The 24,651-nt window shown below is 65.4% G+C and carries 27 protein-coding genes; 21 read left to right on the forward strand and 6 right to left on the reverse strand.

Annotation, left to right across the window (positions count from 1 at the left end; genetic code table 11):
- Positions 1–44: 44 nt before the first annotated feature.
- From AC1DQK_RS11760 to AC1DQK_RS11770, 3 genes are read left to right on the forward strand one after another with little or no spacing between them, the layout of a single operon-like run.
- Positions 45–482, forward strand: coding sequence for an iron-sulfur cluster assembly scaffold protein (locus tag AC1DQK_RS11760; RefSeq protein WP_477870862.1), 438 nt, complete (start codon positions 45–47; stop codon positions 480–482).
- The gene (locus AC1DQK_RS11765) at positions 479–2,263 is read left to right on the forward strand and encodes a cation:proton antiporter domain-containing protein (protein ID WP_477870627.1); all 1,785 of its coding nucleotides are present in this window, start codon (positions 479–481) and stop codon (positions 2,261–2,263) included. Before AC1DQK_RS11760 ends, AC1DQK_RS11765 begins: the two co-directional genes overlap by 4 nt.
- Entirely contained in the window at positions 2,260–2,619 is a 360-nt protein-coding gene (locus tag AC1DQK_RS11770) for a DUF423 domain-containing protein (protein WP_477870629.1), read from the forward strand. Before AC1DQK_RS11765 ends, AC1DQK_RS11770 begins: the two co-directional genes overlap by 4 nt.
- 158 nt (positions 2,620–2,777) lie before the next feature.
- Here AC1DQK_RS11770 and AC1DQK_RS11775 read toward each other — a convergent pair whose 3' ends face one another.
- Positions 2,778–2,957, reverse strand: coding sequence for a transposase (locus tag AC1DQK_RS11775; protein ID WP_477870631.1), 180 nt, complete (start codon positions 2,955–2,957; stop codon positions 2,778–2,780).
- Between the two features lie 187 nt (positions 2,958–3,144).
- Here AC1DQK_RS11775 and AC1DQK_RS11780 point away from each other — a divergent pair, with 187 nt between their 5' ends.
- Positions 3,145–3,513 (forward strand): STAS/SEC14 domain-containing protein, encoded by a 369-nt coding sequence (locus AC1DQK_RS11780; protein WP_477870633.1) that lies wholly within the window; start codon positions 3,145–3,147, stop codon positions 3,511–3,513.
- 177 nt (positions 3,514–3,690) lie between these two features.
- On the opposite strand, the gene aroB is transcribed toward AC1DQK_RS11780, so the two are convergent.
- On the reverse strand, positions 3,691–4,791 hold the full coding sequence (gene aroB, locus AC1DQK_RS11785; protein ID WP_477870635.1) for a 3-dehydroquinate synthase: 1,101 nt from the start codon (positions 4,789–4,791) through the stop codon (positions 3,691–3,693).
- The gene (locus tag AC1DQK_RS11790; RefSeq protein ID WP_477870864.1) at positions 4,788–5,330 is read right to left on the reverse strand and encodes a shikimate kinase; all 543 of its coding nucleotides are present in this window, start codon (positions 5,328–5,330) and stop codon (positions 4,788–4,790) included. Before AC1DQK_RS11790 ends, aroB begins: the two co-directional genes overlap by 4 nt.
- Before the next feature lie 72 nt (positions 5,331–5,402).
- Between AC1DQK_RS11790 and AC1DQK_RS11795 the strand changes: the two genes are divergently transcribed.
- The 8 genes from AC1DQK_RS11795 (at position 5,403) to AC1DQK_RS11830 (ending at position 13,218) form a co-directional block, all read left to right on the forward strand.
- The gene (locus AC1DQK_RS11795; RefSeq protein ID WP_477870637.1) at positions 5,403–5,540 is read left to right on the forward strand and encodes a hypothetical protein; all 138 of its coding nucleotides are present in this window, start codon (positions 5,403–5,405) and stop codon (positions 5,538–5,540) included.
- Complete coding sequence (locus AC1DQK_RS11800) at positions 5,521–7,320, forward strand: hypothetical protein (protein WP_477870639.1); 1,800 nt, start codon at positions 5,521–5,523, stop codon at positions 7,318–7,320. The genes AC1DQK_RS11795 and AC1DQK_RS11800 overlap by 20 nt, the downstream gene beginning before the upstream one ends.
- A 47-nt stretch (positions 7,321–7,367) precedes the next feature.
- Complete coding sequence (locus AC1DQK_RS11805; protein ID WP_477870641.1) at positions 7,368–8,294, forward strand: tyrosine-type recombinase/integrase; 927 nt, start codon at positions 7,368–7,370, stop codon at positions 8,292–8,294.
- A gap of 70 nt (positions 8,295–8,364) precedes the next feature.
- The gene (locus tag AC1DQK_RS11810) at positions 8,365–9,951 is read left to right on the forward strand and encodes an MFS transporter (RefSeq protein ID WP_477870643.1); all 1,587 of its coding nucleotides are present in this window, start codon (positions 8,365–8,367) and stop codon (positions 9,949–9,951) included.
- Positions 9,952–9,976: 25 nt separating this feature from the next.
- Positions 9,977–11,026 carry an alanine racemase gene (gene alr / locus AC1DQK_RS11815; protein ID WP_477870866.1) on the forward strand — a complete coding sequence of 350 codons (1,050 nt, stop codon included), beginning with the start codon at positions 9,977–9,979 and terminating at the stop codon, positions 11,024–11,026.
- Between the two features lie 54 nt (positions 11,027–11,080).
- Positions 11,081–11,821, forward strand: coding sequence for an MlaE family ABC transporter permease (locus tag AC1DQK_RS11820; protein ID WP_477870645.1), 741 nt, complete (start codon positions 11,081–11,083; stop codon positions 11,819–11,821).
- Complete coding sequence (locus AC1DQK_RS11825) at positions 11,821–12,579, forward strand: ABC transporter ATP-binding protein (protein WP_477870647.1); 759 nt, start codon at positions 11,821–11,823, stop codon at positions 12,577–12,579. Before AC1DQK_RS11820 ends, AC1DQK_RS11825 begins: the two co-directional genes overlap by 1 nt.
- A gap of 99 nt (positions 12,580–12,678) precedes the next feature.
- Positions 12,679–13,218 carry a redoxin family protein gene (locus tag AC1DQK_RS11830; RefSeq protein WP_477870649.1) on the forward strand — a complete coding sequence of 180 codons (540 nt, stop codon included), beginning with the start codon at positions 12,679–12,681 and terminating at the stop codon, positions 13,216–13,218.
- Between the two features lie 60 nt (positions 13,219–13,278).
- On the opposite strand, the gene AC1DQK_RS11835 is transcribed toward AC1DQK_RS11830, so the two are convergent.
- Positions 13,279–13,863, reverse strand: coding sequence for a glutathione S-transferase family protein (locus AC1DQK_RS11835; RefSeq protein WP_477870651.1), 585 nt, complete (start codon positions 13,861–13,863; stop codon positions 13,279–13,281).
- A gap of 228 nt (positions 13,864–14,091) precedes the next feature.
- On the opposite strand from AC1DQK_RS11835, the gene AC1DQK_RS11840 reads away from it, so the two are divergent.
- The 8 genes from AC1DQK_RS11840 to queA all read left to right on the forward strand — a co-directional run bounded on the left by AC1DQK_RS11840 (position 14,092) and on the right by queA (position 20,560).
- On the forward strand, positions 14,092–14,934 hold the full coding sequence (locus AC1DQK_RS11840) for a UDP-2,3-diacylglucosamine diphosphatase (protein WP_477870653.1): 843 nt from the start codon (positions 14,092–14,094) through the stop codon (positions 14,932–14,934).
- A gap of 5 nt (positions 14,935–14,939) precedes the next feature.
- Positions 14,940–15,968, forward strand: a complete 1,029-nt coding sequence (locus tag AC1DQK_RS11845; RefSeq protein ID WP_477870655.1) for a glycosyltransferase family 4 protein — start codon at positions 14,940–14,942, stop codon at positions 15,966–15,968.
- 115 nt (positions 15,969–16,083) lie between these two features.
- Complete coding sequence (locus AC1DQK_RS11850; protein ID WP_477870657.1) at positions 16,084–16,767, forward strand: DUF1013 domain-containing protein; 684 nt, start codon at positions 16,084–16,086, stop codon at positions 16,765–16,767.
- A 146-nt stretch (positions 16,768–16,913) separates the two neighbouring features.
- Positions 16,914–17,159: an exodeoxyribonuclease VII small subunit gene (locus tag AC1DQK_RS11855; protein WP_477870659.1), complete on the forward strand. Its 246-nt coding sequence runs from the start codon at positions 16,914–16,916 to the stop codon at positions 17,157–17,159.
- Positions 17,160–17,161: 2 nt separating this feature from the next.
- Entirely contained in the window at positions 17,162–18,052 is an 891-nt protein-coding gene (locus tag AC1DQK_RS11860; protein WP_477870661.1) for a polyprenyl synthetase family protein, read from the forward strand.
- Positions 18,053–18,076: 24 nt separating this feature from the next.
- Positions 18,077–18,577 (forward strand): pantetheine-phosphate adenylyltransferase, encoded by a 501-nt coding sequence (gene coaD, locus AC1DQK_RS11865; protein ID WP_477870662.1) that lies wholly within the window; start codon positions 18,077–18,079, stop codon positions 18,575–18,577.
- Between the two features lie 126 nt (positions 18,578–18,703).
- Positions 18,704–19,504, forward strand: a complete 801-nt coding sequence (locus AC1DQK_RS11870; RefSeq protein ID WP_477870868.1) for a peptidylprolyl isomerase — start codon at positions 18,704–18,706, stop codon at positions 19,502–19,504.
- Positions 19,505–19,531: 27 nt separating this feature from the next.
- Positions 19,532–20,560, forward strand: coding sequence for a tRNA preQ1(34) S-adenosylmethionine ribosyltransferase-isomerase QueA (gene queA / locus AC1DQK_RS11875; protein ID WP_477870663.1), 1,029 nt, complete (start codon positions 19,532–19,534; stop codon positions 20,558–20,560).
- Positions 20,561–20,599: 39 nt separating this feature from the next.
- Here queA and AC1DQK_RS11880 read toward each other — a convergent pair whose 3' ends face one another.
- Entirely contained in the window at positions 20,600–22,243 is a 1,644-nt protein-coding gene (locus tag AC1DQK_RS11880) for a M28 family metallopeptidase (RefSeq protein WP_477870664.1), read from the reverse strand.
- Positions 22,244–22,328: 85 nt separating this feature from the next.
- Positions 22,329–23,951: a GMC family oxidoreductase gene (locus AC1DQK_RS11885; protein ID WP_477870666.1), complete on the reverse strand. Its 1,623-nt coding sequence runs from the start codon at positions 23,949–23,951 to the stop codon at positions 22,329–22,331.
- Between the two features lie 149 nt (positions 23,952–24,100).
- Between AC1DQK_RS11885 and ndk the strand changes: the two genes are divergently transcribed.
- A complete protein-coding gene (ndk, locus tag AC1DQK_RS11890; protein ID WP_477870668.1) occupies positions 24,101–24,523 on the forward strand; it encodes a nucleoside-diphosphate kinase in 423 nt (140 codons plus the stop codon).
- The last annotated feature ends 128 nt before the right edge of the window (positions 24,524–24,651 follow it).

The raw sequence follows: 24,651 nt of genomic DNA on the forward strand, positions 1-24,651 counted from the left end.
ATCTGGTGGTGGTGATCGGGGGAAAACCACCCTACATGGAACGTATGTCGGCTGCGCTTTACAATTCGAACATCCTCCGCCTTGCCACCAGCATCCCGCATCAGGCGCGCCTTGCCGATCCGCAGGCAACGGTGTCGAAACGGTCGCCGATCTGCGGCAGCCGGGTGACGGTGGACGTTGTCGTCGACCGCGAAGGCCGGGTCGCCGAGCTGGGCCAGGAGGTCCGCGCCTGTGCGCTTGGCCAGGCCTCGGCGGCGCTGATGGGCGAGCATGCGATCGGACGAACGCCGGCGGAACTCGCCTCGGCGCGAGATGCGCTTACCGCCTTTCTGGCAGGGGAGCGCAATGATCCCGGCGAATGGCCGGGTCTTGAACTGTTCGCGCCAGCGCGACCGCACGCCGCACGCCACGCGTCGATCCGGCTGGCGTTCGAAGCGGTGGCCGAAGCCGCCGCCCAGGCCGCGAGCGGCACCGCAGAATGACCGAAGTCGCCGACACGGCCCTGCTGCTGCGCGATGGCGTGCTGCTGCTTGGCGCCGCGATTGTCTTCGTGCTGCTGTTCCGACGACTCGGGCTCGGCGCGACGCTTGGCTATATCGTCGCGGGAGCCCTGATCGGACCGCAGGGTCTCGGGCTCATCGGCGATGCCGAGTCGAAGCTGGGGATCGCCGAACTCGGCATCGTCCTGCTGCTGTTCCTGGTCGGCCTCGAACTTCATCCCAACCGACTCTGGCGCCTGCGCCGCGACATCTTCGGCCTTGGTCTTGCGCAGGTGGTGATCTGCGGGCTGGTCCTCAGCGCGCTGATCTATGTAGCAACCGCGTTCAGCGGTGCGGCCGCCATTGCGCTGGGCCTACCGCTGGCATTGTCCTCGACCGCGCAGGTACTGCCGATGCTGCGCTCCGCCGGTCGGATGAACACGCCCGGCGGCGAGCGTGCCTTCTCCGTCCTGTTGTTCCAGGACCTGTCGCTGATCCCGCTGATCACGATCATAGCCACGCTGTCGCGCACTCCGCCCGTTGCCGGCACACCGCCGGGGTGGCTGCTCGGCCTGTATAGCGTAGCGGCGGTGGCGGGCCTGGTGCTGGCAGGGCGTTACCTCATCAACCCGCTGTTCCGGCTGGTCGGCAATCTGGGCGAGCGCGAGCTGTTCGTGGCGGCCGGGCTGTTCACCGTCCTTGCCAGTGCAGCGGTGATGGAGGCACTGCACCTGTCGACCGCGCTCGGCGCCTTCGTCGCCGGCGTGATGTTGGCGGACTCGCCGTACCGCCATGAGCTTGAGGCGGATGTCGAGCCGTTCCGCACGATCCTGCTGGGCTTGTTCTTCATCGCAGTCGGTATGATGCTTGACCTCCATGTCATTGCTGAACGGCCATTTTTCGTAATCGCAATGGCGTTCGCAGTGGTGGCTGCGAAGGCCAGCGTCATGTTCGGCATCGCCAGGATGTTCGGCGTATCGAACCGCGGGGCGCTGAGCTTCGGCCTGCTGCTGAGCCAAGGCGGCGAATTCGCCTTCGTGCTGTTCAGCCAGGCGCGCGACGCGCTGCTGATCCAGCCGGAAGCGGCGAGTCTGTTCGGGGCGGTGGTGACGCTGTCGATGGCGACGACGCCGTTCCTGATGATCGTGTCGCGCCGCTTTCTTGCCGCTCCACCTCGGCACGAGGAGCGCGAAGGCCCCGACGGGAGCGATGTGCCGATGGCGATCGTCGTCGGCTATGGCCGCTTCGGTCAGACCGTGGCGCAGATGCTGTTGGCGGCGGGTATCCGAGTCAGCATCATCGACAGCAAGGTCGATCAGATCGATATCGCCCAGGCCTTCGACGTCAAAGTCCACTATGGCGACGGCACCCGGGTCGGCCTGTTGCGCCAGGCCGGAGCCGAGCAGGCGCGGGCGATCATCTTCTGCGTCGACGGCGACCAGCTCGGCAAGAAGGAGCTTCAGCCGGTGCTCAGCACCTTCCCCAACGCGGCGGTGCTGGTCCGGGCGTTCGACCGGCGGCATATGATGGTGCTGGCGCGGCTCGATATTGCCGGTGCCGTGCGCGAACTGTTCGAGTCGGCGGTGATGCTCGGATCCGAGGCGCTTGCAGCTGTCGGGGTCAGCGCGGAAAACATAGAGAAGGTCGAGGGCGAATATCGCCGCCGCGACGGATCGCGGCTCGAGGCCCAGATGGCGACCGGCGACATTGCCATCCAGCGCGAGACGATGTTCAACCATGAACGAAGCCTCGATCTCGAGCCGGAGGAGGGTAAGGCCTCATGAGAACGGGAAGAGGGAAGGCGGCAGGCGATCCGCTGGCCGCGCTGCTGGCGCTGTCGGGCGCGATCGCGGTGATCGCCGGGGCCTATGGAGCCCATGGCGTCCAGGGCAAGCCGGCCGAATGGCTGAACACCGGGGCGCATTACCAGATGATCCACGCCGTGGCGGGGCTGGTGGCGCTTGGCAAGGCGAGAGGGCCTGCCGCGCTCTTCCTGCTGGGCGCCGCTCTGTTCGCGGGCACGCTCTATGCGATGGCGTTCGGCGGGCCGCGCTGGCTGGGCGCCGTCACGCCGCTGGGAGGATTGGCGATGATCCTCGGCTGGATGTGGCTTGCGGCGCTGTGCCTGCGGCGGCGCTAGCGTCGTCTGAAAGGATGTGGGCGCGGAGCTAGCCCGGATTTCTCACCCTGTCTTTTGATGGCGGCGGCGCGGGCGCGGAGGGCTTCGTTTGTGGCATGATGGGATTGGTGGGGAACGGGGCGTGTGCGCTGTCTGGTTCGTCATGATCGACCAGATCCTCATAGCCCAGCGCTATCCCGGAACACCCGTTGGCTCACCAGCCTGCCCACGCCGTGCTCGATCAAATCCGCCCGCTGCCGATCCGAAAAACACTCAGCGAGCCGATCCAGCAGCCCGATCGCCGGATCCGTCGCTCCCAGAAGCAGGTTCCCGGCATCGTTCGTGATCGCCACCGTCAAACAACGCCACCACGTCACGCGATTCTGCGCGTTCAAACCCGAAGGATTTTGCACTACACTCTGTCGGCATTGGGGAAACTCCTCCGCTGTCAGGTAAGCCTTTGGTGCAGAAGAATTATTTCAAATTCAGAGTCCCGGTGCACCCGATTGTTTGAGAAATCCGGGCTAATCGTCAGTGGGGAACGCCATGTACGAGATTGACTTTGACGAGAAGAATCGAGTCTTAACCACACGATTCTTTGGCTTTTGGGGCGTCGCCGACGTGAAGCGCTACGGCGAGGAATTTGCCACGACCTTGCGCCGATTAAAGGCCAGATACCCCGACCTTTCGTTACTTGCGGACGTGCGGGAAATGTCGGTGACGACACCGGAGGTTTCTGCCGCTTTCGCTACGCTGTCAGACGATGAGAACTTTCGGTCGATCCAACGATCCGCCGTCGTGGTGGCCAAAATGCTGTCCAAGCTTCAGGTCGAGCGAACTTCCCACCAGCCGCTCGGAGTGTTTTTCGATGAGGCCGAAGCGCGCGCCTGGCTATCCGCTCCGCTCGCGGACTGATCGCCGCTGCTTTCAGCCTGCCCCTTGGCCCGGGTCGCGTGGGCGTCGGCCGAGGTGCGCGTTCAACAGCTGGCCGGCAGAGAGAAATATTCGCTTAGACCTTGATCGGATCCGGCTGAATCAGCCTGATCCGTGAATTCAGAGCCCCGATACACCTGATTGTTTGAGAAATCCGGGCTAGCCGCGCTCGCTGTCCAGGAACGCTTTGACCGCTGCCAAGTCTACCTTCTTTTCCAGGAAGGTTTTCCCAATTCCCCGCGCCAGCAGGAAAGGCAGCTGGCCGCCCTCCATCTTCTTGTCGTGCATCATGTGCGCGACCAGCACCTGGCCGCTGGCGTCGACGCGCGCGGCCTGCAGCGTTGCCGGCAGGCCGGCGGCTTCGAGATGGGCGGTGACGCGGCGGGCGTCCTCGATTGGGCAAAGGCCGAGCGACGCCGAAAAGCGGAAGGCCAGCGCCATGCCGGCCGCAACCGCCTCGCCGTGGAGCAGCTTGTCGGAGAATCCGACCTCGGCTTCGAGCGCATGGCCGAAGGTGTGGCCGAGGTTCAGCAGCGCACGCCGGCCGCTGGTCTCGCGTTCGTCCTCACCGACGATTCTCGCTTTGGCGCTGACGCTGGTGGTGATGGCATGGGTGCGCGCGTTGCCGTCGCCGCTCAGTAGCTTGCCGCCATTATCCTCGCACCAGCTGAAGAAGGCCGGATCGTCGATCAGGCCATATTTGACGACCTCTGCATAGCCGGCGCGCAGCTGGCGCTGCGGCAGGCTGTCGAGGGTCGTAGGATCGATCAGGACATGCGCGGGTTGATAGAAGGCGCCGATCAGGTTCTTGCCCGCCTTGCTGTTGATCGCGGTTTTGCCGCCGACCGATGAATCGACCTGGGCGAGCAGGGTCGTCGGGATCTGCACGAAGCGGCAGCCACGCTTGAGGATCGAAGCCGCGAAGCCGACCAGATCACCGATCACGCCGCCACCGAGCGCGATGATCGTGTCGTTGCGTTCCACGCCGTAGGCGAGCAGCGCGTCGCTCAACTTCTCGAGCATCTTCCAGCTCTTGGTCGATTCGCCCGGCGGCAACACCTCGGCGGCACTGGCGATACCTGCTGCCGTGAGTGAACTTTCCAGTCTGTACAGCTGATTAGAAACGATATTTTTATCAGTCACGACAATGAAGCGGCCACGGGTGGCGTAGGGGGCGAGCAGTTCGCCGGCCCGGTCCAAGGCGCCGGCCTCGATGCGGATATCGTAGCTGCGCTCGCCCAGCGCGACACGGACGGTCATTCTGCAAGAACCTTCAATATGTTGTCGACGGTGGCGTCGTGTGGCAGTGGCTGGCTGCGGACGCGAAAAGGCGCCAGCGCATAGACCGGGTTGCGGATCGCGGCGAGCTCGGCGAGCGCTGCGCGAGGATCTCGGTCCTTGAGCAGCGGCCGACTGCCTTCGCGGCGCTGAACCCGCTCGGCGAGAACGTCGATATCGGCGTCGAGCCAGATAGCCAGTGCGCGCGTCAGAATCAGTTCGCGGGTTTCGTCCTGCATGAAGGCGCCGCCGCCGGTGGCGATGACCTTCGGCTTGCCGTCGATCAGCCGGCCAATCACCCGCCGTTCGCCATCGCGAAACTCCTTCTCGCCGAATCGCTCGAAAATCTCCGGTATAGTGAGGCCGGCGGCGCGCTCGATCTCATGATCGGCATCGACGAAAGGAAGGTGAAGGCGTGCCGCCAGGCGCTTGCCGATGGTCGACTTTCCGGCGCCCATCAGGCCGATAAGGACGAGCGGGCGATCAAAACGCGGAAGATTTGGCGGCAGGCTTTGCGGCATGTCGTCGAGGGCTATACACATGGCCGCCCCCTCGGGCAAAAGCGTCTCCATTGCAACCATCCGGATACCCACATGTCGCGGTTCAGCTTCATCCTACTGAGTGTCGTCGTCATCATCATCGGGGCGCTGCTGGCGCTGAGCTTCGTCAATCCGGAGAAGCCGCCCGTGACGGTCGAGAAGGCGATGCTGAATGAAGCTCAGGCCAAGTAAGAAGGCGGCTTTCGCGCTGACGGCCGGGGCGGTCGCATTGGCCGCCGCCGCCGCTCTGGCCCAGGAATCGCTGCTTCCTCCCGGCTTCGGCACACAGCCCGGTCCTTCCAACCGTCCGCAGCAGGTCGGCACGCCGGCGCCGGGGCAGCCTAACGCGCCGCCGGCACCCGCCGCGCCGCCTGTGTTCGAGCTGGATCCTGCGATCTTCGCCTCGGCGGCAGACGAGGAGCCGGCCGTCGAGCCGCCTTCGGAGCTGCCTGATTCGGCGCGTCGCTCGATCGACGTCGCGGGGCCATTCGAAGGGTTTGGCCGCGCTGCATGGGGCGAAAGCGATGGGCGCTTCCTGTCGACGCTCATGCGGCGGCTCGACGTGCCGATCGCATCGCGCTGGGCGTCGATCACGCTGCGGCGCGCGCTGCTGACCCGCGTCGGCACGCCCGATCATGTCGCCGCGCCCGACTGGGTGGCGGAACGGGCCTGGCTCCTCCTCAGGATGGGAGAAGCCGATGGGGCGCGGATGCTCGTCCAGGGCGTCGATGTCGATAAGTTCAACGCCAAGCTCTATGCCGTCGCCGGCCAGAGCGCTCTTGCCACCGCCGACGCAGCGGGGCTCTGTCCGCTGGCCGATGGTGGGCAGATCCGCAGCAGGGAACCGCTCTGGCCGATGGCGCGGGCGATCTGCGCGGCATTGTCGGGCGATAGCGCCATTGCCGACGTGCTGATGGATCAGGCGCGCCGCCGCACCAAGGATCCGCAGGGGATCGATATCCAGCTGGCGGAGCGGATGATGGGCGTGAACGGCGCGGGACGCCGCAGCGTCAACGTCGAATGGGCGGGGGTGAACCAGCTGACCAGCTGGCGCTTCGGCATCGCGAGCGCGCTGGGCCTCACCATTCCGTCGGACCTCGTACAGACGGTGGGGCCGCAGGTGCTTGCCTGGTCGGCGCGCGCGCCGATGATCCCGGCCGCCGAGCGGCTGGACGCGGCGATGACTGCGGCGCGGCTGGGCGTGTTCTCCAGTTCGGCGTTGGTCGATCTCTACGCGCAGGCGGGGGAAGATAGCGGCGAGATCACCAGCGATACCCCCGCCGGGCGGCTGCGTGCCTGCTATGTCGCGGATGGCGATGGGGGCCGCCTGTCGTCCATGCGCGGCTTCTGGACCGGCGAGGGGCTGGGCGAAGGCAAGAGCGTCGACCGCTACGCCAGTCTGATCCTGACGGCACGTGCCGCGGCGCGGATCGCCCCCGACGCCAGCCGTTCGGGCGATGTCGCCGAACTGGTCGGATCGATGATGTCGGCGGGGTTCGATCGCAAGGCCGCGCGCTGGGCGCCGGTGATCGCCGGCATGTCGCCTGAGAAGGGCGATGCGGCCTGGGCGATTCTGGCGGTGGGAACGCCGCGCGTTTCTGTCGATCTTTCGGCGGACCGGCTGGCCGGCGTTGCCGATCGCTGGGCGGAAGCGAATCCGCAGAAGCTCAGGCTGCTGCTGGGCGCGCTGGCCGGGCTGGACCGGATGAACACACCGGAGCAGCTTAAGCTGCTGGTCGATTACAAGGTCGGTTTCGACAATCGCAGCAGCTGGGCCCGGATGCTGCTCCAGGCCGCCGAACGCAAGGAACCGGCGACGGTCGCGCTGCTGGTTGCGGTGGGCCTGCAGAAGGTCAGCTGGGGCGGCGTATCGCCTGCGATGTTCGCGACGATGATCCGCGCGCTCCACGATGTCGGGCTCGAAGGCGAAGCGCGAATGATCGCCGCCGAGGCGATGACGCGCTTGCAATAGCCGGTGCACGTCGCGTCTTCGCTCGGCCGCAGTGGGACAAGAGGCGGGTGAAAGACGCCGAGGCCATCCTGCAGTTTCTCGAGATGCTCGCAGCCGAGGGCGGCGCGGCGAAGAATACGTTGCTGGCCTATGGGTCCGACCTGCGCGGAGCCTCGGCGCTGCTTGGCGGTGCGCTGGTCGCCGCTGACACGCCGGCTCTCCAGCGGCTCGGATCCGAGTGGATGGCGCTCAGCAGGACCAGCGTGGCGCGCAAGTCGTCGGTGCTGCGGCGCTTTTACGGTTTTCTGGAGGAGGAGGGCATTCGTGCCGACGACCCCTCCGACGCGCTGCCGCGGCCAACCACCCAGCGCGCCCTTCCGCGCATCCTCACCCATGGCGATATCGCCCGGCTGTTCGAGGCGCTCGAGGAACGTCGCCGCGACCGACATGGCGACCCGTTGACCTTGCGGCTGATTGCGCTGGTCGAGTTGCTCTACGGCTCGGGGCTGCGCGCCACCGAACTGGTGTCGCTGCCGCGCCACGCGCTGCGCGGCGACCGGCCGTTCCTGATCCTGCGCGGCAAGGGCGGGCGCGAGCGGCTGGTGCCGATTTCGGATCGGGCGCGGCAGGCGGTGGCGGAATGGAGCGTGCATGCTCCGGCAGACCAGCCCTTCCTGTTCCCCTCGGGGCACGGCCATCTGAGCCGGGTGCGGCTGTTCCAGCTGCTGCGCGAGATCGCCGCCGAAGCGGGCATTCCGCCGCAGCGGATCAGCCCGCATGTGCTGCGACATGCCTTCGCCACCCACCTGCTCGAAGGTGGCGCGGATCTGCGCGCCCTCCAGACGATGCTCGGCCATGCGGATATTGCCACGACCCAGATCTATACGCATGTAAACAGCGCGCATCTGGTGGAGTTGGTGAACAGCCGGCACCCCCTCATGGATGCGGCTCGGAGCCGGAACACCGATTCTCCGCCCAAGGGGCGGGCGCAGTAGTGTCCCTTGTCTCCGCGCACGCTCTGCCATAGGCGTTTGCGCGATAGCAAATAGGACCGAGGATTGCGGCATGGCGGCGGGTGGAGTGGAATTCGATGCGAAGCGCGACCGGCTGGTCGTCATCGCGTCGACGCTCGGGACGGTCTTCGAATGGTATGACTTTTTCGTCTACGGAACGCTCGCCAGCATTATCTCCGGCCATTTCTTTCCGTCCGACAATCCGGCGGTCAGCTTCCTGATCTTCCTCGCCAGTTTCGGCGTTGGCTTCGGCATGCGCCCGCTGGGCGCGGTACTGTTTGGCGTGCTTGGCGACAGGCTCGGGCGCAAATACACGTTCCTCGTGACCATCGCGATGATGGGCGTCGCTACCGCGGCGGTCGGCATATTGCCTACCTATGAGACGATCGGCGTCGCGGCCCCCGTGCTGCTGGTGCTGTGCCGCGTGCTCCAGGGGCTCGCACTCGGGGGCGAATATGGCGGCGCCGCGGTCTATGTCGCCGAACATGCTCCCGCGCATCGCCGCGGATTCTACACCAGCTTCATCCAGTCGGGGGTGATCGGCGGTTTCCTTCTCAGCCTGACCGTAGTGCTCGCGTCGAACATGTTCGTCGACAAGGATGCTTTCGCTGCGTGGGGATGGCGCATCCCCTTCCTGTTCTCGCTGCTTCTCCTCGCCGTGTCGCTCTGGATCCGGCTCAAGCTCAAGGAAAGCCCCGTCTTCAAGGAGATGAAGGCAAATGGTGAGATCGCGTCTAACCCGCTGCGCGAGAGCTTCAATAGCTGGTCGAGGGTGAAGATGATCCTCGTCGCGCTGTTCGGCATATCTGCGGGCCTGACCGTCATCTGGTATACCGCTCAGTTCCAGGCGTTGTACTTCCTGCAGAACAGCCTGCGCATCGAGGATAACACTGCCCGGCTGATCGTCGGCGCCTCGGCCGTCGGCAGCCTGTTCTGGTTCATCCTGTTCGGCTGGCTGTCGGACAGGATTGGCCGGCGCAAGCCGATCCTGATCGGCTATGCCCTGACGCTCGTGCTGTTGTTCCCGCTGTTCCACTGGATTGCCGACGCCGCCAACCCGCAGCTGGCCCACGCCATGGAGCGCGCACCGGTCGTCGTCACCGGCAGCGACTGCAACTATGATCCCTTCGCAAAGGAACAGGCAACCGCCTGCGGCAAGGTGCTCGACATCCTGTCCAAGAAGGGCATCGCCTACACCAAGGTCGAAGGCGCCTCGGCGGCGGCACCCAGCGTGACGATCGGCGGCTGGCCGGTCGATGCGAGCGATGCCGGCAGCCTGGAGGCCGGACTGGGCAAGGCGGGATACAAGCTCGACAAGATCACGCCACCGCTGGACGGCGCGGTGCACATCGTGCTGCTTCTGCTCATGATCGGCCTGCTGTCAGGCATGACCTATGGACCCGTCGCGGCGCTGCTGGTCGAACTGTTTCCGGCGCGCGTGCGCTACACGTCGCTGTCGGTGCCCTATCATATCGGCACCGGCTATTTCGGCGGCTTCCTGCCGTTCATCAGTCAATATATCGTGGCGCGAACCGGCGACCCCTTTGCCGGCCTATGGTATACGGTCGGCGTCGTGGCGATGGCCTTCGTCGTCACGCTGATCTGGCTGCCGGAAACCGCAGGCAAAGAACTGGAATAGCCGGGGCAGGGCGGCTATCGGCGGAATCGTGAACCCCGATCTCTATCCCCTGCGCCTGATCCTCGATAGCAACGCGCTTGTCGCCAACTGGCGCTGGCTGGCCGCCCGCGCCGGTGCGCAGGCGGGGGCCGCGGTGAAGGCCGACGGCTACGGCCTCGGTGCGTGTGAGGTGGTGCGGCGCCTCGCCAGGGCGGGATGCCGCGACTTCTTCGTGGCGACCTGGGCCGAGGCCGATGCGCTCGGCGCCTTGCCCGAAGGCGCAGCGCTGTCGGTCCTCCATGGCGTGCGCGAGGAGGACATGGCCTCGGCACTGGCGTCGCGCGGACGGCCGGTGCTCAATACACCCGCGATGGTCGCGCGCTGGAAGGCGGCCGCGCCCGGGCGACCCTGCGACGTGATGATCGATACCGGCATGAACCGGCTCGGGCTGAGCATGGCGGAGGCGTGCTCGGGCCTGCTCGACGGGCTCGAGGTTGACCTGCTGATGAGCCATCTCGCCTGTGGCGACGAGCCCGACAGCGCGATGAACGAGCGCCAGCGGGCAAAGTTCGCCGATATCGCCACGCGTGTTCCAGCCAGGCGGCATAGCCTCGCGAACTCGGCAGGAGCGTGCCTTGGCCCCGCCTTCGGCTTCGACCTGATCCGTCCCGGGCTGGCGCTGTATGGCGGAATCCCGCGTGCCGAGGCGGCGGGCCGTATCGCGCAGGTCCTTCGGATCGAGGCGCAGGTCCTCCAGATGCGCGACGTGCCGGCGGGCGATAGTATCGGCTATGGCGCAACCTTCACCGCGGCGGCGCCGATGCGGGTGGCGATCCTCAATCTCGGCTATGCCGATGGCTATCTGCGCGCTTTCGCGGGCCGTGGCAGCGCACGGTTCGGCGATGCCGCCTGTCCACTGGTCGGGCGGGTCTCGATGGACCTGGTCGCGGTGGATGCGGGTCCGGCGAAACTCGGCGAAGGCGACTGGCTCGAGGTCGACTATCATCTGGAGGCCGCGGCCGGCGAAACCGGCCTGTCGCAATATGAGTTGCTGACCGGGCTCGGCTCCCGCTATCAGCGGCTCTGGAACGACTAGGATAGTTTCAATTTGCAGCCAATTATCGCCTTTTTGGCCGCAATCGGCCGATTGTTGATCAATGCATTGGGTTCGGTAGGCCGAGTGGCGATGTTCGCCGCGACGACCGCGGCGCGCGCGGTGCGGCCGCCATATTATCCGGCACGCCTGTTCGAGCAGCTGATGCAGATCGGCTGGTTCTCGCTGCCGGTCGTCGGCATGACCGCCATCTTCTCCGGCGCTGCGCTGGCGCAACAGACCTTTACGGCCGGATCGCGCTTCAATGCGACGTCGACGGTGCCGGCGATCGTCGTGCTCGGCATCGTGCGGGAGCTCGGGCCGGTGCTGGTCGGCCTGATGGTCGCCGGGCGTGTCGCGTCGGCGATGGCGGCGGAGCTCGGCACGATGCGGGTAACCGAGCAGCTCGATGCCCTGTCCACCCTGCGCACCGATCCCTATCGCTATCTGATCGCGCCGCGGGTGATCGCCGCGTTGATAGCCATCCCGCTGATGGTGCTCGCCGCCAATGCGATCGGCATATTCGGGGGCTATTTCGTCGCGGTCTACAAGCTCGATTTCAATGCCGTGGGCTATCTGAACACGACCCGGCAGTTCCTGACCGCGACCGATCTTCAGATGGCGCTGGTGAAATCCGCTTTCTTCGGCTTCTTCATCGCGCTCATGGGCTGCTATCATGGCTTCAAGGCCCAGGGCGGCGCCGCCGGCGTCGGCCGCGCCACCACCGATGCGGTGGTCTCGGCCTTCGTCCTGATCCTGCTGTCGAACCTCATCATCACGCTGATGGCCTTCGGCTGATGGCGGACGACTATAAGATCGTGCTCGAGGACGTCGCCAAGGCATTTGGCGGCAATACAGTGCTCGACGGCGTCAATCTGGAGATCGAGCGCGGCGAATCGATGGCGATCATCGGTCAGTCGGGCAGCGGCAAGTCGGTGATGCTCAAGATCATCCTCGGCCTGCTCAAGGCCGATCATGGCGCGATCCGGATCGATGGCGAGGATTTGCTAACGATGTCGTCGCGCGAACTGGAGCGCACTCGCGCCAAGTTCGGGATGTTGTTTCAGGGTTCGGCGCTGTTCGATTCACTGCCGATCTGGCGCAACGTCACCTTCGCCCTGACGCAGGGGCGGATGAAGGATGCAGCCAATATGCGCAGGCTCGCGACCGAGAATCTCGAGCGGGTGGGCCTCGGATCCCAGGTGCTGGATCTTCGTCCGAGCGAATTGTCCGGCGGTATGCAGAAGCGCGTCGCCCTTGCCCGTGCCATCGCGCCGAGGCCGGAGATCATCTTTTTCGATGAGCCGACCACCGGCCTCGACCCGATCCGCGCCGACGTGATCAACGACCTAATCGTCGAACTCGTCGAGGATCTCGGCGTCACCGCCCTGACCATTACCCACGACATGGCGTCGGCGCGCAAGATCGCGCATCGCGTGGCGATGCTCTATCAGGGCAAGATCATCTGGCGTGGGCCCCGAGATCGTCTGTACGACAGCGGCAACCCATATGTGGATCAGTTCGTTCAAGGACGAGCCGACGGCCCGATCCGCTAGAGCTGTTCGATATATCCGATCACTGAGAACGTCTTTTATCGTTGGATCGATCAGTCGCCCTTGGCCATTAAGCGTCATCCAATCTCGAAAGGACGATAAATGCTCGGACGTACCGTACCCGATGTGACGCTCAAGACCCGTGTTCGCGACGAGAGCGTCGAGGGCCCCAACCCCTTCCGCTGGCAGGATGTGCAGACCGGCGACCTGTTCAAGGGGCGGCGCGTCGCTATTTTCGCCTTGCCCGGCGCGTTCACCCCGACCTGCTCGACCGAGCAATGCCCGGCCTATGAGCGCAGCTACGACGATCTGAAGGCCGCTGGCGCCGATGAGGTCTATTGCCTGTCGGTCAACGATGCCTTCGTCATGTTCCAGTGGGGAAAGAATCTCGGACTGCAGAAGACCAAGCTGCTTCCCGACGGCTCGGGCGACTTCACCCGCCGGATGGGCATGTTGGTCAACAAGCAGCATCTCGGCTTCGGCTACAGGTCGTGGCGCTATGCCATGGTCGTCGAGGACGGCAGGATCGTCGCCTGGTTCGAGGAACCCGGCATCAACGACGAAGGCGCCGACGAGGACCCCTATGGGGTGAGTTCGCCAGACAATGTCCTGGAGTGGCTGAACGCGAATCCGGCAACATGATGATAGCGCGGGGCAGGCCAGGGCCTGCCCGGTGCGACAATCCTCGGCTCGTCGTTCCTCTCAGTCGTTGATCCTGGCAGCGTCCTCCACCCGCCCGATCCACTGCTGGATCGCGGGATAGCGGGCCAGGTCGAATCCGCCCTCGCCCGCCACCCTCGTATAGGCGACGAGGGCAAGGTCGGCGAGGCTGAGGGTGTCGGCTACCAGGAAAGCCCGGTCAGATACGGCCTCATCGAGCAGTTTCAACGCCGCGTTGCCGCGCTCGACGATCTTCGGCTCGAGTTCGGAGACCGGCTTGCCGAGATAATGGACCTGGAACCGCGCCACTGCCACATAAGGCTCGTGGCTATATTGCTCCCAGAACAGCCATTCGAGCATCTTTGCCCGTGCGAAGAACTCGGCCGGGATCAGCGACGATCCTTCGCAAAGCGCCAGCATGATCGCATTGGACTGGGCGAGGACCGTGCCATTCGCGAACCGGACCAGCGGCACCTGGCCCGCCCGATTCATCGCCAGGAAGGCTGGAGTCCGCGTTTCGCCGCCGAGCACACTGGTCTCTATCCAGCGATAATCGAGGCCGAGCAGGTCGGCCGTCCACTTCACCTTGAGGCAGTTTCCCGAAATCGAATCGCCATAAATCTGCATGATGTCCCCCTCGGCGCGCGCCCAACGGATATCCGGTCCCACCGGCGAAGGAAAACTAAGCTGCAGGCGGTTCTCACAAGGGCAGCTTATGAGGCTGGTATTGCTCGATCTTTCCTGTGCTTCGAAGCGAAGTGCCGCGAAGGCGTCACGAAGCTGCAAGAATGCGGCGAGGTGGTTGTAACAATTGGGAATCATAGCGTCGGCTCGTCATCCAGCAGGAGACGAGCAATGAATGCCATCACCCGAATAGCGGCGTATCAGGGCCAGGCGCCCGCCATAGCTGAAGGGCGCGGCAAGCGCCGCCGCTTCCGTACCATCTGGGTGTCGGACATCCACCTCGGCACGCGCGGCTGCAATGCGCAGATGCTGATCGACTTTCTCGACTCCACCGACAGCGAGACGATGTACCTGGTCGGCGACATCATCGACGGCTGGCGGCTGCGGCGCAGCTGGTACTGGCCGGCCGCCCATAACGACATCGTCTGGCGGGTGATGAAACGGGCCAAGCGGGGCACGCGCGTTGTCTTCATTCCCGGCAATCACGACGAGATGTTCCGGCAGTTTTCCGGCATGACCTTCGGTGGCATCGAGATACGCCGCAATGCGATCCATGAGACCGCGGATGGACGCCGGCTGATGGTGACGCATGGCGACGAATTCGACACGGTGGTGATGTGCCACCGCTGGCTCGCCTTCGCCGGCGACTTTGCCTACGAAACGCTGATGCGGCTCAACGTCGTGATCAACGTGGTGCGGCAGCGGTTCAATCTGCCCTACTGGTCGCTGTCGAAGCATGCCAAGCACAAGGTGAAGAACGCGGTCGAGTTCATCTCGCGCTTCGAGGAAGCGGTTGCGCACGAGGCCGGCGAACGCGGCGTCGATGGCGTCGTCTGCGGCCACATTCACACTGCGGAGATCCGCAGCTTCGGCGATATCGTCTATTATAACGACGGCGATTGGGTGGAGGGCTGCACAGCGCTGGTCGAGCATTTCGACGGCCGCCTGGAGGTTCTGCACTGGGCCGATGAAATCGCCGCACGCACTGCCGCCGCCACCGCGCTGGCGGCCTGAGCGGCATGCGCATCGCCATCGCCACCGATGCATGGGCTCCGCAGGTCAACGGCGTCGTCCGCACCCTGCAGGCGGTCAGCGCCGAACTGCTCGTCATGGGACATGACGTGTGCGTCATCGCGCCGGATCAGTTTCGATCGGTGCCTTGTCCCAGCTATCCCGAGATAAGGCTCGCCCTGACGACGCACGCCGGCGTCGGCCGGCGGATCGCCGACTTCGGCGCGGACGCCATTCATATCGCGACGGAGGGGCCGATCGGCCTCGCTGCGCGGCGCCATTGCCTGAGCCGCCGCTTCGCCTTCACCACCGCCTATCATACCCAGTTCCCGGACTATCTCGCCGAGCGTACCGGCATGCCCGCGCGATGGTTCTGGCACTATATCCGCTGGTTCCATGGCCCCTCGGCTGCGGTGCTGGCCTCGACTCCGTCGGTCGAGGCGATCCTCGACCGACATCGCATAGGCCCGGTCCGGCGCTGGGGCAGGGGCGTCGATCTGGCGCTGTTCCATCCCGGCCAGCCTCCGCATCCCGCGTTCGCGGAACTGCCGCGTCCGATCCAGCTCTATGTCGGCCGGGTCGCGGTCGAGAAGAATATCGAGGCGTTCCTGGCGTGCGGCGGCCCAGGGACCAAGATAGTGGTCGGCGACGGCCCCGCCAGCGCGGCACTGAAGCGCGCCTATCCGCAGGCGTTTTTCCTCGGGGCGCTGCAAGGCCAGGCGCTGGCGGCGGCCTATGCAGGCGCCGACCTGTTCGTCTTCCCAAGCCGCACCGACACCTTCGGGCTGGTCATGATCGAGGCGTTGGCCTGTGGTACGCCGGTCGCCGCCTATCCGGTCACCGGCCCGGTCGACATCCTCGATCCCGCGTCGTCGGCGATGGACGAGGATCTCGGCAAGGCGATCGGGCAGGCGTTGACGCGCGATCGGAGCGCGGCGGCCGCCTATGGAGCGACCTTCGGCTGGCGCCGCAGTGCGGAGCAGTTTCTCGCGGCACTCGCTCCGCAGGGAGAGGGCAGGGCGCGGCTGGCGGCTTGATCGTCGGCGCTCTCCGGCAAGAGTAGCTTGTGCTGAACGCGCGGTTTCAGTACATCGGTATCCATGCTTCGGCCGCTCCGTGACGGGGCGGCCTCTTTTATTTTTGGAGACCGCCATGGCCCAGCCACTCATGCCCCATGCCACCGCTTCGTGGCTGGTCGACAATACCGCGCTCAGTTTTCCCCAGATCGCCGATTTCTGCGGCTTGCATATCCTCGAGGTCCAGGCGATCGCCGACGATATGGCAGCGACCAAGCTGACCGGGCGCGATCCGGTCCGCGCCGGCGAACTCGGCATGGCCGAGATCGAAAAGGGTCAGAAGGATCCGAATTACCGGCTGGTGATGCTCAAGGGCCCGGACCAGCAGCGCCGCACCAAAGGCCCGCGCTACACGCCGGTTTCCAAGCGCCAGGACAAACCCGACGGCATCGCCTGGATCATCCGCAACCATCCGGAGGTGTCGGATGGCCAGATCTCCAAGCTGATCGGAACGACGCGCACGACGATCGCGGCGATCCGGGACCGCACCCATTGGAACATCGCCAACATCATCCCCAAGGATCCGGTAACGCTCGGCCTCTGCTCGCAGCGCGAGCTCGACGCGGTGGTGGCGAAGGCGGCCAAGGCAGCCGGCATCGAAGCGCCGACCGACACCCGGCTCGAGGGCGACCGCGAGGCCCTGATCGAGCAGCTTCGCGCCGAGCGCGACGCTGCCGGCAAGGTGGCCGAGATGACGCTGGCCGAGCAGGAGGCGGCGCTGTTCAGCGGCCCCGCCTTCCAGGATCCGTTCAAGAAATAAGGATCATCGCCGCCCCGGCCTTGGCCGGGGCCGACAGGCTCTGCTCGCGCCGCGGCGCGAGCGCTGTCCTACCAGCTTTGGCTGGGCGGCGGATTCCCCGGAGGGCAGCTTGACCCTCGTCCACACCAAGCCCAAAAGCCGATCCTATGGATGATATTGCCGCCTTCGCCGACCTCTCCTTCGAGGACGCCCTCAAGCAGCTCGAGACGATCGTGCGGCAGCTGGAATCGGGCGACGTACCACTCGATCAATCTATTGCGCTCTACGCGAAGGGCGATGCGCTGAAGCGCCAGTGCGAGGCGCGACTGAAGGCTGCGCAGGCACGGATCGAGAAGATCAGCATCGGCGCGGACGGCGCGGCGAAGGGGACCGAGCCCTTCACGGCAAGCTGACCATGGCGGAGCTGCTCTCCTCCGAACTGGAGCGCATCGCGCACGAAATCGACATGCGCTTCGATGCCTTGCTGGCTCTGCCCGAGGACAGCCGCCGCCGCCTCTATCAAGCGATGCGCCACGCTGCCATCGGTGGCGGTAAGCGGCTGCGGCCGTTACTGGTCTGTGGCGCGGCGCGGCTGTTCGCGGTCGATCCGGAATGCGCCCTGCGCGTTGGCGTCGCCGTCGAGGCGATCCACGTCTACAGCCTCGTCCATGACGATCTTCCGGCGATGGACGATGACGACGTCCGCCGCGGCCGACCGACCGTGCACAAGGTCTATGACGAGGCGACGGCCATCCTCGCCGGCGATGCCTTCCAGGCGCTCGCTTTCGAAATATTGGCGGCCGAAGAGACCCATGCGGATCCGTTCGTCCGTGCCGAACTGGTGGCCGCGCTCGCCGTCGCGGCGGGACCGGGCGGGATGGTCGGCGGACAAGCGATGGACATGGCCGCCGCCGAGACGATGCACGATCTTGGAAACGTCACCCGGCTCCAGCAGCTCAAGACCGGGGCGTTGATCGGGTTCGCGATCGAGGCCGGGGCGATCCTCGGCCGGCTGCCGCCCGAAGGCCGTAGCCGGCTTCGCGGCTATGCACACGACCTTGGCCTCGCCTTCCAGATCGCCGACGACCTGCTCGATGCCGAGGGCGATCCCACGGCGATGGGCAAGGCCGCGGGGAAGGACTCCGCCGCCGGCAAGGCGACCTTCGTGGCCCTGCTCGGCGCCGATCGTGCCCGCGCCCAGGCCCGGTCGCTTTCGCAGCAGGCGATCAGCCATCTTGGCAATTTCGGGCGGGAAGCCGATCTGCTACGCGAAATCGCAGCTTATGCAGTCGACCGCGACCGATAAGCGATCAGGGGGAGGGCACAAGACATGCGCATCGGCGTCTATCCGGGGACATTCGATCCCGTTACGCTCGGCCATATGGATATCATCCGGCGTGGCGCGAAACTCGTCGACAAGCTCGTCGTCGGGGTAACCACCAATCCGTCCAAATCGCCGATGTTCGATCTCGACGAGCGGCTGGCCATGGCCCGCCGCGAAACCGAGGATCTCGGTGACAAGCTCGAAATCGTCGCATTCGATTCACTGCTGATGGATTTCGCCGAGAAGATGGGCGCTTCGATCATCGTCCGCGGCCTGCGTGCGGTTGCCGATTTCGAATATGAATATCAGATGGCGGGCATGAACCAGCAGCTGAACAACCGTATCGAGACGGTATTCCTGATGGCCGATGTCGCCCTCCAGCCGATTGCGTCGCGGCTCGTCAAGGAGATCGCGCTCTACGGTGGCGCCATCCACCGCTTCGTGCCCGAGCGGGTGGTGCAGGAAGTCGTCGCGCGCGTGGAAAAGATCGGTAAGAAGGGCAGCTGATTTCCGGCGACCGGTTCAGCGCGTGGCAAGCCTGCGAGATTTAACGAGGGCCGCGCGCCAAGCGCGGTGTGGAGAATGTGTCTGATGCGATCGAAGTTCGTTGTTGCGGCCCTTTCAGGCCTGTTCATGGCCGGCATGGCGTTCGCACAGACCGCGCCGGAAGCCGCGGCCCCGCCGGCCGATCCGCAGAACATCCTCAATCTGGACCTGTCGACCGGAGGGCGCGTCAAGATATTGCTCCGCCCGGACAAGGCACCTTACTCGGTCGATCGCGTGAAGACGCTGGTGCGGCGCCATTTCTATGACGGGCTGATCTTCCACCGGGTGATCGAAGGCTTCATGGCGCAGGGCGGCGATCCCAAGGGAACGGGCGAAGGCGGGTCGGACCTGCCCGACCTGAAGGCGGAGTTCAATGATTTCCCCCATGTTCGTGGCACCATGGCCATGGCCCGGGCTGAAGGGCTCGACAGTGCCAACAGCCAGTTCTTCATCATGCTGCAGCCCAACCTCAGCCTCGACGGAAATTATACCGCGATCGGCCGGGTGACGAGCGGCATGGAATATGTCGACGCGATCGAGAAGGGCGAGCCGCCGGCAAACCCCTCCAAGATCGTCCATGCATCGATAGAGTCGGACGAGCAGGGAATTGCGCCGGCAGCCTTCGTGCCGCCGGCGCCTGCGGCGGCAACGGCCCCTGCCGAGACCGGCAAGAAGGCGAAGAAGCAGAAGGCCAAGGCTGCAAAGGCGGAAAAGCCTGCGGAAGCCCCGAAGCCTGCGCCTGCGGAACCCGCGCCCGCCGAGACTCCTGCTCCGCCGGCCGTGCCTCCATCGGCGGGCGATCCGGCTGCGCCAGCAGTCTCACCGCCCAGCACCGACGCGGCGATCAACGCCGTCACCAGCGACGAGGCGGCAGCTCCGCCGCGCTGACGTCGGTCTGCTGAGCCAGACTCGCCCATGCGTGTCGACCTTTTCGATTTCCACCTTCCGCCCGAAAACATCGCGCTGAGGCCAGCCAGCCCGCGCGATAGCGCGCGGCTCCTGCTCGTGCCGCACGAGGGCGGCTTCTCCGACCATATCGTAACCGAGCTTCCGGCATTGCTGCGGGCCGGCGATTGCCTGGTCTTCAACGATACGCGCGTCATCCCGGCCCAACTCGAAGGCCGGCGCGGCGAGGCGCGGATCGGCGCCACCCTGCACAAGCGTGAGGGACTGCGCCGCTGGCGCGCCTTTGTCCGCAATGCGAAGCGGCTGCGAATCGGGGACTCGATCGATTTCGGTGCGGGTGTCTCCGCTGTCGCTGCCGAGCGTGGCGACGACGGATCAATCCTGCTCGACTTCGCAGGGGAGGAGCCGGTCGAACTGCTGCTCGAACGGGCGGGGCGAATGCCGTTGCCGCCCTATATTGCGGGAAAACGCCCAGCCGACGCCCGCGACCTCGACGATTACCAGACGATGTTCGCCCGCGAAAAGGGCGCCGTCGCTGCCCCCACCGCCGCGCTCCACTTCACGCCGGAGCTGATCGCATCGCTCCATGAGGCCGGGATCGGCACCGAGACGCTGACCCTGCATGTCGGCGCAGGCACCTTCCTGCCGGTCAAGGCCGATGACACCGACGACCACAGGATGCACGCCGAATGGGGCCGGATCGACGCCGCCACGGCCGACCGTCTCAACGCGGTGCGGGCTGGCGGCGGGCGCGTGATTGCGGTCGGCACCACCAGCCTGCGCCTGATCGAGAGCGCCGTCGACGAGGCAGGCGTGATCCGCCCGTTCGAAGGCGACACCGCAATCTTCATCACGCCCGGCTATCGCTTTGGCGGCATCGACGGGCTGATGACGAACTTCCATTTGCCGAAATCGACGCTGTTCATGCTGGTTTCGGCATTGACGGGCCGCGAGCGAATGCAGGCCGCCTATGCCCACGCCATCGCGACGGGCTATCGCTTCTACAGCTATGGCGATGCGAGCCTGTTGCTGCCTTAGGGTTGCATCGCCCCTTCTACATCCTATCCGTCGACTGTCCTACTCCCGCTGCGCCGCCGTCTCGTCGCGCTTGGCCTTGAACTCGGAGTTGGCGCTCCATTCCGGCCAGATACGGCTGTCGGCCAGCGCTCGGCCGGTATTGTAGAGCAGGGTCAGGTCGGGTTGCACGCTCGACAGGTCCCAGTCGGCGCTCCACTCGTCCGCTGGCTGGTGATATTGGTCCTTGATGTAGGCGTCGCTGAGCGCCTTGCCGCGCTCGACACCGCCCTTGACGAGATCCATGCCGGGCTTGAACGAGATGGCGGGAACGCCCTGTTTCGCGATCGTGAAGTGGTCGGATCGATAGAACCCGCCGGTCTCCGTGCGCGGGTCGGGAACATAGACGCGACTCAATTTTTGGCCTTCCGCGATCATCATGTCGAGTAGGCCCAGCCTGGCGACGCCCGAGATGGTGAAGTCCCGGGCGGCACCTTGGCCGAATATGTTGTCCATGTTGATCACGCCTGCGGTTGTCGCCAGCGGATAGACGGGGTGAGCGCCGTAATATTCCGAGCCGAGCAGGCCCTTTTCCTCGGCGGTGACCGCAAGGAAGACGATCGAGCGATCGGTACGCGGCGCCTTGGCGAAGGCACGGCCCAGCTCGAGCAGGCTGGCGATGCCCGAGGCGTTGTCCTTGGCGCCATTATATATGCGGTCGCCTTTAGCATCGGGCTGGCCGATGCCGAGATGATCCCAATGCGCGGAGTAGATAACCGTTTCGGCCGGATGTCTGGCGCCGGGCAGGCGGCCGATGACATTGTGCGACACGATCGTCTCGGCCTTTACGGCATAGGATGCATCGAGCGTCGCATTGAGCGGCACGGGCTTGAAATCCTTGCGCTGCGCGGCCTTCTTCATCGCGTCCAGGTCGAGGCCGGCGGCCTTGAACAGATCAGCGGCAAGATCGCGCTGTATCCATCCTTCCAGCGGCACATGCTCGGCGGCGGGGTTGGCGCGGACAATGTCGAACATCGTGTTGGTGTTCGAGTTCTTGACCGTCGCCCAGCCATAGGAGGCCGGGGCATATTCGTGGATCACCAGCACGCCGGCCGCGCCCTGCCGCGCGCCTTCCTCATATTTATAGGTCCAGCGGCCATAATAGGTCATCGTCTTGCCGCTGAACTCTCCTTCTCCGCCTTCGAAGTCGGGGTCGTTGACCAGCACGACCATGATCTTCCCCTTGAGATCGGCGCCCTTCAAATCGTCCCAGCCGCGCTCCGGCGCCTTGACGCCATAGCCGACGAACAGCAGCGGCGCGGCGCGCAGGTCGATGCGATCCTGCCCGTTGAGCGCCGAGCGAACCGCGATCTCGCCGCCCTGGGTCAGCGTGCGCCGGGAGCCGTCGCCAGCCGTCAGCGACAGCGTCGGAGCGCCGACGATATCCGATTTGAGCAACGGCACGTCCTGCGTCCATGCGCCGCCGGAGCCGCCCGGCTGGAGCCCGGCCGCCTTCATCTGCCGGGTGATATAGGCGATCGTCCTGGTTTCGCCGTCCGTGGCCGGTGCGCGCCCTTCGAAGCTGTCGTCCGCCAGCATCCTGACGTCCTGGCTGATGCGGGCCGTTTCGAAGACCGGTACAGGAGCAGCCGATAGCGCGGGCGCGAGAAAAGCGGTGGCGGAGAGCAAAGCGACGATCTTGCGCATATCCGGATCCAGTGCAGCAACGGGCGACAAGCTGTTGCAGATAAATGCTTTTACTCGGAGAGGAAAGCCTGGGCTGACAAAGCCGTCAGCAACGGTCCTCCAGCAGCATGGCTGCGCCTTTCTCGGCGATCATCAGGGTGGGCGCGTTGGTGTTGCCCGAAATTATCCTGGGCATCGCCGACGCGTCGATGACGCGCAGCCGCTCGATCCCGCGTATGCGCAGCCGTTCGTCGAGCACCGCGTGCGGGTCGGTGGCGGGCCCCATCGCTGCAGTGCCGACCGGATGGAAGATGGTGGTGCCAAGCTCGGCCGCTGCCGCGAGCAGCTCGGCGTCTCCTTGCGCCTGCGCCCCGGGGCGGAACTCTTCCGGCGCATAGCGCGTGAGCGGCGCCTGCCCGATGATCCTGCGCGCCAGGCGCAGCGAGTCGATCGCCACCCGTTGATCCTCCTCCGTCGACAGATAGCCGGGCGCTATGCGCGGGGGGGTGGCAGGGTCCGGGCCGGCGATGTCGATGCGGCCGCGGCTCGACGGGCGCAGGTTGCACACGCTCGCGGTGAAGGCGCCGAACGGGTGGAGTCCATCACCCCATCGGTCGAGCGAGAGCGGCTGGAAGTGGAATTGGAGATTGGGCGTCGCATAATCGTCCGAAGACCGCGCGAACATGCCGAGCTGCGATGGCGCCATCGTCAGCGGCCCCGTACGGAGGAACGCATATTGGACGCCCATCGCGGCGCGGCGGAACAGGTTGGCATAGTCGCTGTTGAGCGTCCGAACGCCACTGACCTTGAAGATCGGCCTGATCTGGAGATGGTCCTGCAGATTGCCGCCGACGCCGGGCAGATGGTGGATCACCGGGATATCCAGGCGGCCGAGCATTTCCCCATCGCCGATGCCGGATAATTGAAGCAGCTTGGGAGATCCGACCGCGCCCGTGGCGAGGATCACTTCGCCGGCGGCTCTCGCTTCGAACCGCTCGGTGCCGCGGCGGAATATGAGCCCCGTGGCTTGCCTGCCATCGAAACGGACGCGCTCGACCTCCACACCGGTTTCCAGCCGGAGGTTGGGTCGCTTGAGCGCAGGCTTGAGGAAGGCGCCAGCCGAGCTGACCCGGCGGCCGGCACGCTGGTTGACCTGGAAGTAGGACGATCCTTCATTGTCGCCGCCGTTGAAATCGTCGACCGGCGCGATCCCCGCGGCGGCGCCCGCATCGCGGATCGCGTCCAATATGTCCCAGCGCACGCGCGGATGCTCCACCCGCCATTCGCCGCCGGCGCGGTGATGTGGTCCGTGCGGTGCGATATGGTCCTCATGCCGCAGGAAATGGGGAAGAACGTCGTCCCAGCCCCATCCGGCGAGGCCGAGCTGCCGCCAGCCGTCATAGTCCGCCGCCTGGCCGCGCATGTAGACCATGGCGTTGATCGAGGAACTGCCGCCGATCACCTTGCCGCGTGGATAAGCAAGCTTGCGACCGCCCAGCCCAGGCTCCTCGACGGTCTCGAACATCCAGTCGGCCCGGGGATTCCCGATCGCGAACAGATAACCCACCGGCACGTGGAACCAGATCCAGTCGTCCCTGCCGCCGGCTTCGAGCAGCAGCACGCGATTGTCCGGGTTCGCCGAGAGCCGGTTGGCCAGCAGGCAGCCGGCCGAGCCTGCGCCGGCGATGACATAATCGTAGGTCCCTAAGTCGGTCGGTTCGTTCGTCATGCGGGTCCCAGCATCGCCTCCGGTCGCTATAGACGCTGCGCGCGCCGATCGCGACGGCTATTGCGTCCCGCTGCCTTGCCATCACGCACCGTACACAGTAAAGGCGCGCCCATCTTCCAACGACCCTCAAGATATGGAGCCGCTCGGCCATGGCGACCGAACGTACCTTTTCGATTATCAAGCCCGACGCGACCCGCCGGAACCTGACGGGCGCCGTCACGGCGAAGCTCGAGGAGGCCGGCCTGCGCGTCGTCGCCTCGAAGCGCATCCAGATGAGCCGTGAGCAGGCCGAAGGCTTCTACGGCGTTCACCGCGAGCGCCCCTTCTTCGGGGAGCTGGTCAGCTTCATGATCTCCGGCCCGGTCGTGGTGCAGGTTCTCGAGGGCGAGAACGCCGTGGCGAAAAATCGCGAAGTGATGGGCGCCACCAACCCGGCCAACGCCGACGAAGGCACGATCCGCAAGACCTTCGCGGAGTCGATCGAGGCCAATTCCGTCCATGGTTCGGACAGCCTCGAAAATGCCGGGATCGAGATCGACTTCTTCTTCAAGCCGGAAGAGATCGTCGGCTGATACCCTTCGTCAGACAGATGACGGGATGAGCCTGCCGCGCTGGCGATGATCAGCGCGGCGACGTCCTGCATTCCTATGTCAGAGCGATTCCGGGTGCAGTTCACTGGCGCTCAAACATCCATCATCGC

The organism is Rhizorhabdus sp. P4_G5 (assembly GCF_056401065.1).